The organism is Chitinophaga sp. CB10, from assembly GCA_001870995.2.
Lineage (GTDB): Bacteria > Bacteroidota > Bacteroidia > Chitinophagales > Chitinophagaceae > Chitinophaga.
Map to the genome: position 1 here is coordinate 460192 of MLAV02000003.1, position 8846 is coordinate 469037.

Here is an 8846-nt window from a genome sequence, read left to right on the forward strand (position 1 = left end):
AGCATACCTTCATTGTTCCGCAATTTCAGGAATAAAGATACTATTTCCCCGCATATAATTGCTTTTTCGGACGAACCATTCATCAATTCGTGTACCGAAAATCTTTTTACAGGTAATATTTTGAAAAAAATCTCCGCAATTACCCCTGCTAACTGTTACGTACACACGTAGCATTATTTGTAATATAAAAACAAGGCCGGATACCTGGGAAGGTATGCCGGCCTTTGTGTTCCTGTTTGACTTATAAATCTATCAATTCCGCAGGTGCAAAAAAAAGATATCAGCACCAGGAGAGCCTGCGAAATCGGGAAATAAAATATGCATAAACGGAAAAAGTAGGGTAGCGCCTGGTATAAAAATGAGATCACAGCATTTACCGGGTGAAGCCACGACCTTGGTCGTAGTTCACCCCCTTTCAAATCATAATATTTAAACGCATGAAAACTACATTCATAAGCATATCAATAGTTCATATTAAACATACCTTTATAATAGTCTATTTTTCTATCATATTAGGGAGAAAATAATGTAATCCAGGACCGTTTTTAACCTTCCTTTGACAGCCTCGCCCGGCGGGGGTTCCATGGACAGCGCCCCCGAACCTGCCGCTTTCCTTGCCGGTTTTTCCGAAATCATTTCGTAATTTTGCGCTTTCGTAACAAAGACATCATAACCGCACTATAATGATTCATTTCTTTGTGAACCAAAAAGACACTGTCTATTGTGTTCAAACAGGAAACCACCTTTCGGAAGAAGACATTCAAAAGCTTAACTGGCTCTTCGGCAACGCCAAAAAATTAGACGAACTTACTGTAAACCGTACCTATGTGGGCCCGCGCGCAGCGATGATCTCCCCGTGGAGTACGAACGCAGTGGAAATTACCCAGAACATGGGTATCAGCGGCATTATCCGCATTGAAGAGTTTGAACCGGTGCCGGCAGATTTCAACGATTTCGACCCGATGATCTCGCAGAAATATCCTGCACTGACCCAGGAGATGTTTACCATCAACATCGAGCCGGCTCCCATCATGGAGATCGACGATATTGACGCGTACAACAAACAGGAAGGGCTGTCCCTCAACCCGGAAGAAGTGGAATATCTGAATAACCTCGCGGTAAAAATAGGTCGTAAGCTCACTGATTCTGAGGTGTTTGCATTCTCTCAGGCCAACTCTGAACACTGCCGTCACAAAATCTTCAACGGCACTTTCGTTATCGATGGCCAGGAAATGCCTGTTTCCCTGTTCAAGCTGATTAAAAAGACTTCTGAAACCAATCCAAACGAGATTGTTTCTGCCTATAAGGACAATGTGGCCTTCATCAAAGGGCCTAAAGTGACCCAGTTTGCACCTGCTTCACCGGATAAACCGGACTTCTACGTAGAAAAAGAATTTGAATCCGTATTATCCCTGAAAGCAGAAACGCACAACTTCCCTACCACTGTAGAACCGTTTTCCGGTGCGGCTACCGGTTCCGGTGGTGAAATCCGCGACCGCCTCGCAGGCGGCCAGGGCGCGCTGCCTTTAGCTGGTACCGCCATTTATATGACGGCCTACTCCCGCCTCCTGGCAGACAGGCCATGGGAAAAAGGCATGGAAGAGCGCAAATGGCTCTACCAGACTCCAATGGACATCCTCATCAAAGCATCCAACGGTGCTTCTGATTTCGGTAATAAATTCGGTCAGCCACTGATCGCCGGTTCCGTGCTTACTTTCGAACACGAAGAAGATGGCCGCAAGCTGGGTTACGATAAAGTAATCATGCAGGCGGGCGGTATCGGCTACGGTAAGCTGGACCAGGCTAAAAAACATACGCCTAAAACCGGGGATAAGATTGTTATCCTGGGTGGTGAAAACTACCGCATCGGTATGGGCGGCGCCGCAGTATCTTCCGCTGATACCGGCGCATTTGGTTCCGGCATCGAACTGAACGCGATCCAGCGTTCCAACCCGGAAATGCAGAAACGCGCAGCCAACGCTATCCGCGGCCTGGTAGAATCTGATAACAACCCGATCGTTTCCATCCACGACCACGGCGCGGGCGGGCACCTCAACTGCCTGTCTGAACTGGTGGAAGAAACCGGAGGCCTGATCGACCTGGATAAACTCCCGGTAGGCGACCCTACCCTCTCTGCCAAAGAAATCATTGGTAACGAATCCCAGGAAAGAATGGGCCTCGTGATCGGTGAAAAAGATATCGACACCCTGAAGAAAGTAGCGGATCGCGAACGCGCTCCAATGTACACTGTGGGTGATGTCACCGGAGATCACAGGTTTACTTTCCAGTCGTCCTCCACCGGCGTAAAGCCAATGGACTACGCCCTGGAAGACTTCTTCGGCTCCTCTCCCAAAACCATTATGAAAGACAGCAAGGTAAACCGTACCTATGCCGATCTTTCCTATGAGGTGAATAAAGTGCCGGATTACCTTAACCAGGTATTACAGCTGGAAGCAGTAGCCGCTAAGGACTGGCTGACCAACAAGGTAGACCGTTGCGTGGGTGGCCGCGTTGCCAAACAACAGTGCGCCGGTCCGTTACAACTGCCGTTGAACAACGTAGGCGTAATGGCGCTGGATTATAAATCCACCGAAGGTATTGCCACCACCGTAGGCCACTCTCCGCTCACTGCCCTGGTTGATCCTGCAGCAGGCTCCCGCAATGCAGTAGCAGAAGCACTGTCCAACATTGTGTTTGCGCCGATTAAGAATGGTCTGAAAGGGGTATCCCTTTCCGCAAACTGGATGTGGGCATGTAACAACGAAGGGGAAGATGCCCGCCTGTACGAAGCAGTGAAAGCCTGCTCCGACTTCGCCATCGCCCTGGGCATTAACATCCCTACCGGTAAGGACTCCCTGTCCATGAAACAGAAATACCCTGATGGCAACGTGATTGCGCCGGGTACTGTTATCATTTCTGCAGGCGGTAACTGCACCAACATCAATAAGGTGGTAGAGCCGGTACTGCAAAAAGACGGCGGCAATATTTACTACATCAACCTGTCGAAAGATGCGTTCAAACTGGGCGGTTCTTCTTTCGCACAAATACAGAATAAGATTGGTTCACAGGTACCGGACATTAAAGATGCCGCCTACTTTGTGAATGCTTTCAACGCGATCCAGTCGCTGATCAATAACGACCAGGTAGCCGCCGGCCACGACGTTGGCTCCGGTGGTCTGATCACCACACTGCTGGAAATGTGCTTCGCAGATGTGAATCTCGCTGCGGATTACGACCTCAGTCCACTCAATGAAGCCGACACGGTAAAAGCCCTGTTCAACGAAAACGTGGCAGTAGTCCTGCAGGCAAAAGACAACGCTGCATTTGAAGCTGCCCTGAAAGCTGCCGGCGTGGAAGCGGTGAAGATCGGTTCCGTGAAAGAAGGCGCTGAGGTAAGCTTTAAAAACCACGCAGATACTTTCACCTTCAATATCCCGGCTACCCGCGATACCTGGTTCAAAACCTCCTTCCTCCTGGATTCAAAACAAACTAAGAAAGGACTGGCCCAGGAGCGTTACAATAACTACAAGTTGCAGCCGCTGAGCTACAACTTCCCTGCTCAGTTTACAGGTAAAAAACCGGTGATCGATGCTTCCAAACCTCGTCCTAAAGCGGCTATCATCCGTGAAAAAGGTTCCAACTCAGAGCGCGAGATGGCGAATGCAATGTACCTCGCCGGTTTCGATGTGAAGGATGTACACATGACGGACCTGATCTCCGGTCGCGAAACGCTGGAAGACATCCAGTTCATTGGTGCGGTTGGCGGTTTCTCCAACTCGGATGTACTGGGTTCTGCCAAAGGTTGGGCAGGCGCCTTTATGTACAACGAGAAAGCGAAAAAAGCGCTGGATAACTTCTTCGCCCGTCCGGACACCATGTCCGTTGGTATCTGTAACGGCTGTCAGCTGTTCATGGAACTGGAAATGATCAACCCTGATCATGAAGTACACGGTAAGATGCTGCATAATAATTCCGGCAAGCACGAATCCAACTTCGTATCCGTGAAAGTGCAGGAGAACAATTCTATTATGCTCAAAACCCTCGCCGGCGCTACGCTTGGCGTGTGGATCTCTCACGGGGAAGGTAAATTCAACCTGCCGGATACAGAGGATAAATACAACATCGTCGCTAAATATGCTTACGATAAGTACCCGCATAATCCGAACGGCTCCGACTATAACACCGCTATGATGTGCGATGCTACCGGCCGTCACCTGGTAACCATGCCGCATATCGAGCGTTCTATTTTCCAATGGAACTGGGCGCATTATCCTAAGAACCGTAAGGATGAAGTGAGCCCATGGCTGGAAGCGTTCGTGAATGCGAGAGCATGGTGCGAAGCGAATAAGAAATAATTGTTTACAGCAAATAAATAGGAACACCCGCTCATTTTTGAGCGGGTGTTCCTATTTATAGTTACCATGTTATTAATATTCTGTTTCCTTCCAATACCAGGCTGTGAAATATTTTATATTTTTATTATATAATTGATTTCCTATGAGGTTTTTCATGGTGATAGCGTGCCTGCTATGGATGTTGAAAGGGTTCACGCAGGTAAAAGTCAGCGGGTACTACAGGAAGGATGGTACCTACGTACAGCCGCATTACCGGTCCAGCCCTGACGGTAACCCCTATAACAACTGGAGTTATCCGGGTAACGTGAATCCATATACGGGAAAGGTAGCGCCAGGCAATCCGGATACCTATCTGAAGAATTATTATAACCGGAGCAGTAATGACGTGCCTGCAACGGTACCTTCCTACAATCCGGCTACTACCGATTATTCGACCACGACGGTACCCACTTATACTTCGACCGCCACCTATTTTGTAAGCTCCACCCAGCTGAATGTACGATCAGCCCCTTCCACATCAGGGGAAGTGCTGGGAAAACTAAATATGAATGATGAAGTAGAAGTCCTGGGCACTGTTCTTTACCCCTGGTACCGTATCAGGGCGCGGTATTATGATGGGAATACTTTAGAATATAAAACGGTGCAAGGATATGTGCATGCCTCCTACCTGACAAAATTTGGCGATAGCTATACCTCCACCTCCACGGGTAATACCTGGAACAGTTCCTATGATAAAACGGTGACTGATTATTCCAGCACCATGACAGACGATTTGCTGAAAAGCGCGACAGGAACCTACTCCTCTAAATACTTTGTAAAATCAGCACAGCTAAATGTGCGTAGCGGCCCTTCGGTGGATGACGGCATCATCAGCACTATCAACTACGGCGAAGCAGTAAATGTAGTGGCTACCAGCAGTTATCCCTGGTATTGGATAAAGCTAACTTATTATGAACCCGCCCAGGGTTCCTTTGTTACCCGCTATGGATATGTGCATGCCTCCGGTTTATCCACTGATGCGCAACCTTCTTCCAGTAACGGCGCAGTACCACATCCCATTCCCCAGCGATCGCAGACGGAGGCCTACGGAAAGGTAGGCATCTGGACGGACTGCAGCACTGACGGTATTATTTCCGTTTATGTGGATGACATCTTCGCAGGTGAATTAACCTCCTATTTTACCAGTTATCCCGACTGTGCTTCAAAAGGCGTCCTGACGATTATTAAGCCCGCTGGTACCTACAGAATCACAGCCAAGGGCTCAAGCCGTACCTGGGAAGGTACTACCACGGTGTACCGGGGAGAATGCAGGCTTCAGCTAATCGCGAAATAGTTGTCAGCGGCTTTTAAATCTCACAAAAATATCAGATATTTATAATTGTCAAAAAGACAATTATAATAGCCGCGTTATGAAAAAAATTTTCCTCCTTGCCATTTCAATAGCCTGTTACTGCTACGCACAGGCACAGAAAGATTTTCACCAATGGGCGCCAACCCCGCCAATGGGTTGGAACAGCTGGGATTGTTATGGTCCGAACGTAACAGAAGCAGAAGTAAAAGCCAATGCCGACTACATGGCTAAACACCTGAAAGCATACGGCTGGGAATATGTAGTGGTGGATATCCGCTGGTTTGTAGCAAACGATAAGTCCCACGGCTACAATGAAAAGGACCCGCAATATTCCATCGATGAATACGGTCGCTTTATGCCCGCAGTAAACCGCTTCCCTTCCGCTGCCGGTGGCAAAGGCTTCAAACCTCTGGCCGATTACATCCATAGCCTGGGGCTGAAATTTGGTATTCATATTATGCGCGGTGTGCCGGTGATAGCCGTTAACCAGGGCCTGCCGGTAAAGGGCGCCAATGTTACCGCAAAAGATATTTACTCTCCCGAAAACCAGTGTAAATGGCTGCACGACATGTACACCATTGTTCCAGGCAAGCCGGGAGCGCAGGAATATTATAACTCCATCTTTGAGCTGTACGCCTCCTGGGGGCTGGACTTCGTAAAGGTGGACGACCTCTCTGCTCCTATCTATTTCACAGAGGAAGTGGAAATGATCCGTAAAGCGATCGATCGTACAGGCAGGCAGATCGTGTTAAGTACCTCGCCCGGCGAAACGCCTATCGCTAAAGGGCCGCACGTGCAGCAGCATGCAAACATGTGGCGCACGGTAAACGACTTATGGGATAACTGGAAGCAGCTCAAAGATCATTTCGACGTGTTTAGTCGCTGGAATAAATACCGCGCCTTCGGCGCATATCCTGAAGGGGATATGTTACCACTGGGCCGCCTCTCTATCCGCGGCGAAGTGGGCGACGACCGGATGACGAAGTTCACGAAGGATGAGCAGTACACGCTGATGACGTTATGGTCTATTTTTAAATCGCCTTTGATGTTTGGCGGGGATTTCCCCAGTAATGATGCGTTCACCAATTCCCTGCTCACAAACCGCGATGTACTGGCTGTGCTGAAGTACAGTACCAATAACAGGGAACTCTTTAGGTCGGGTGATAAAGTTGCCTGGGTAGCGGAGGAACCTAAAACCGGGGATACCTACCTGGCGCTCTTCAATGCAGCAGATGAGCCGGCGAAGGTTTCTGTGCAGTTGTCCGCATTAGGTATCACCTCTTCCGTGAAAATAAAAGACTTATGGACTGGCAAGGATTTGGGAAAATTTAATGGCGGGTTTGAGAGGATGTTAAACGCACATGGCGCAGGCTTGTACCGTATAGCAAAAACAAAAAAATAAGAGAGGTTAACCCATTCATGAAAGGTGAATGGGTTAATCTTATTAAGAGGCTGGCGTTAGTCGCCACATGCCAAATGGATTTTCAAAAAGTTCATCGCCCTGGTAAGGTTGCTCAGTTTCTTCAGTGATAATATAAACAGGCGCATCTGGAGCAGTACTAAAGGTCTGGTTGTTCGTAATGACCGGCTGTTCCATCAGTTGATAATAATGGAAAGTCTGCATCAGGTTAACCGCTTCCTGGAATGGGACGCCGCTGACAATGGTATCGGGCAGTCCCAGGTTGTGCATCCCGCACGAATACACATTTTGTTCACGATCCACAATTGAATCCAACACAAATAGTGGATACAATTTATTCTCTTCAAAGTCAGTGAGCTGCTCCAGCCACTGTTCTTTTTCAAAGGCTTTGCCGGTGGTTTCTACTTTCACGCCAAGTCCGCCGGCATGCAGTAACATAGCTGCCGTATCCGCCAGGTATTTGGCATCTGCAAGATTTCCGGTTTCCGTGGTAATGTACACCACTAGTTTGTGCGCAGCAATTTTCGATAATGCTGCCGCTGAGTAACCGGTAGGCCTGCCAGCTATTGCAAAAGCCTCATACATCTTAGGATCATGGTCAACTACTTCAAGGATGCAATGTCTTTTTTCCTGGCTGTCAAATAACATAAAACCTCCGGGCAAATATCTTCCATTAGATGTGGTGATGATTGATTGTAAGAGTTCATTTCTATCAGCCCAGTTCCCGGGGATACATAATGTAGATTCCATGCTTGCAATAGTTTGCTTCTAAATGTAATGCTACGCAAATTTCAATTCTAATTGCAGCAATAAATTGAAAGAGCAGGATAACAACAGGGCAATGACTTTAAATCTGGGAGTGGAGAATATTGAATCATCTTAAAAAAAGAAACCCGCGCATTGCGCGGGTGTAGATTCTTAGGAGGTTATTAAGCCCTCTCTTGCTCCCCCTGCTGGACTTGAACCAGCGACCCTCTGATTAACAGTCAGATGCTCTAACCAACTGAGCTAAGGAGGAGTATAACTGCTATACTTCCGGAAATCCGATGGTTATCGGATAACCGGGTCGCAAATGTAATAAATACCTTAAAAATTCAAAGAAAAATTTTCGGGGATTACATGGAAAACTTCAAACTTCGCTATAGCATTGCTTTTGGTGAATATAGCCACAGTCCTTTCATGCTGAAAAATGTCGGTTATCCGCTCACCATTCCGCTACTGTTAATGGTAGGATATTTTTTTAGGGGAGATGATATTTGCGCGCTTTATAAATTAACGTACCCGCATAAATTGTTCTTATCAGTGATCGGATCAGCTCACATCCCGCTAAACGCAGTAAGGCATGATTGACATTGCTATCCTGCAACAGTATCACATCAATATAGGGATTGAATTAAAGAGGCAATGCCTCCATGTAAAACAAACTGGAACTACTACTCTCAAAGTTACGAATGAACATACCCCCTCTTCACAAACATATCCAAAACTAAAAAAGGCCTGCATCCCTGCAAGCCTTCTCTTTCGCTCCCCCTGCTTGGCGAATTTCGAACCAGTTTTTGGAGGATTTACGGTTAATTTATGAATTAGAGCCAGTTTTGGGCCAATACGTCTTCAGTTCCTATGTAAGCTTCCCCTAAAACTAAGCCAGTCAGGATTAGAGCTTCTCATGCAATAGACCTTGATAAAAACGCTCGGCGTATTTGCAAGGAGATAGATACCC

The 8846-nt window shown here is 47.5% G+C and carries 4 protein-coding genes and 1 tRNA gene; 3 read left to right on the plus strand and 2 right to left on the minus strand.

Features of this window, described 5'->3' with window-relative positions:
- The first annotated feature begins 683 nt into the window (after positions 1 to 683).
- From purL to BOC67_RS07320, 3 genes are all read left to right on the plus strand, one after another.
- A complete protein-coding gene (gene purL / locus BOC67_RS07310; RefSeq protein ID WP_291908772.1) occupies positions 684 to 4355 on the plus strand; it encodes a phosphoribosylformylglycinamidine synthase in 3672 nt (1223 codons plus the stop codon).
- A 142-nt stretch (positions 4356 to 4497) separates the two neighbouring features.
- The gene (locus BOC67_RS07315) at positions 4498 to 5688 is read left to right on the plus strand and encodes an SH3 domain-containing protein (protein ID WP_291908775.1); all 1191 of its coding nucleotides are present in this window, start codon (positions 4498 to 4500) and stop codon (positions 5686 to 5688) included.
- Positions 5689 to 5764: 76 nt separating this feature from the next.
- On the plus strand, positions 5765 to 7108 hold the full coding sequence (locus BOC67_RS07320; protein ID WP_291908777.1) for a glycoside hydrolase family 27 protein: 1344 nt from the start codon (positions 5765 to 5767) through the stop codon (positions 7106 to 7108).
- Positions 7109 to 7150: 42 nt separating this feature from the next.
- Here BOC67_RS07320 and BOC67_RS07325 read toward each other — a convergent pair whose 3' ends face one another.
- Positions 7151 to 7876 (minus strand): DUF4261 domain-containing protein, encoded by a 726-nt coding sequence (locus BOC67_RS07325; protein ID WP_291908780.1) that lies wholly within the window; start codon positions 7874 to 7876, stop codon positions 7151 to 7153.
- Positions 7877 to 8070: 194 nt separating this feature from the next.
- Positions 8071 to 8144: transfer RNA gene (locus BOC67_RS07330), tRNA-Asn, on the minus strand.
- Positions 8145 to 8846 lie beyond the last annotated feature (702 nt).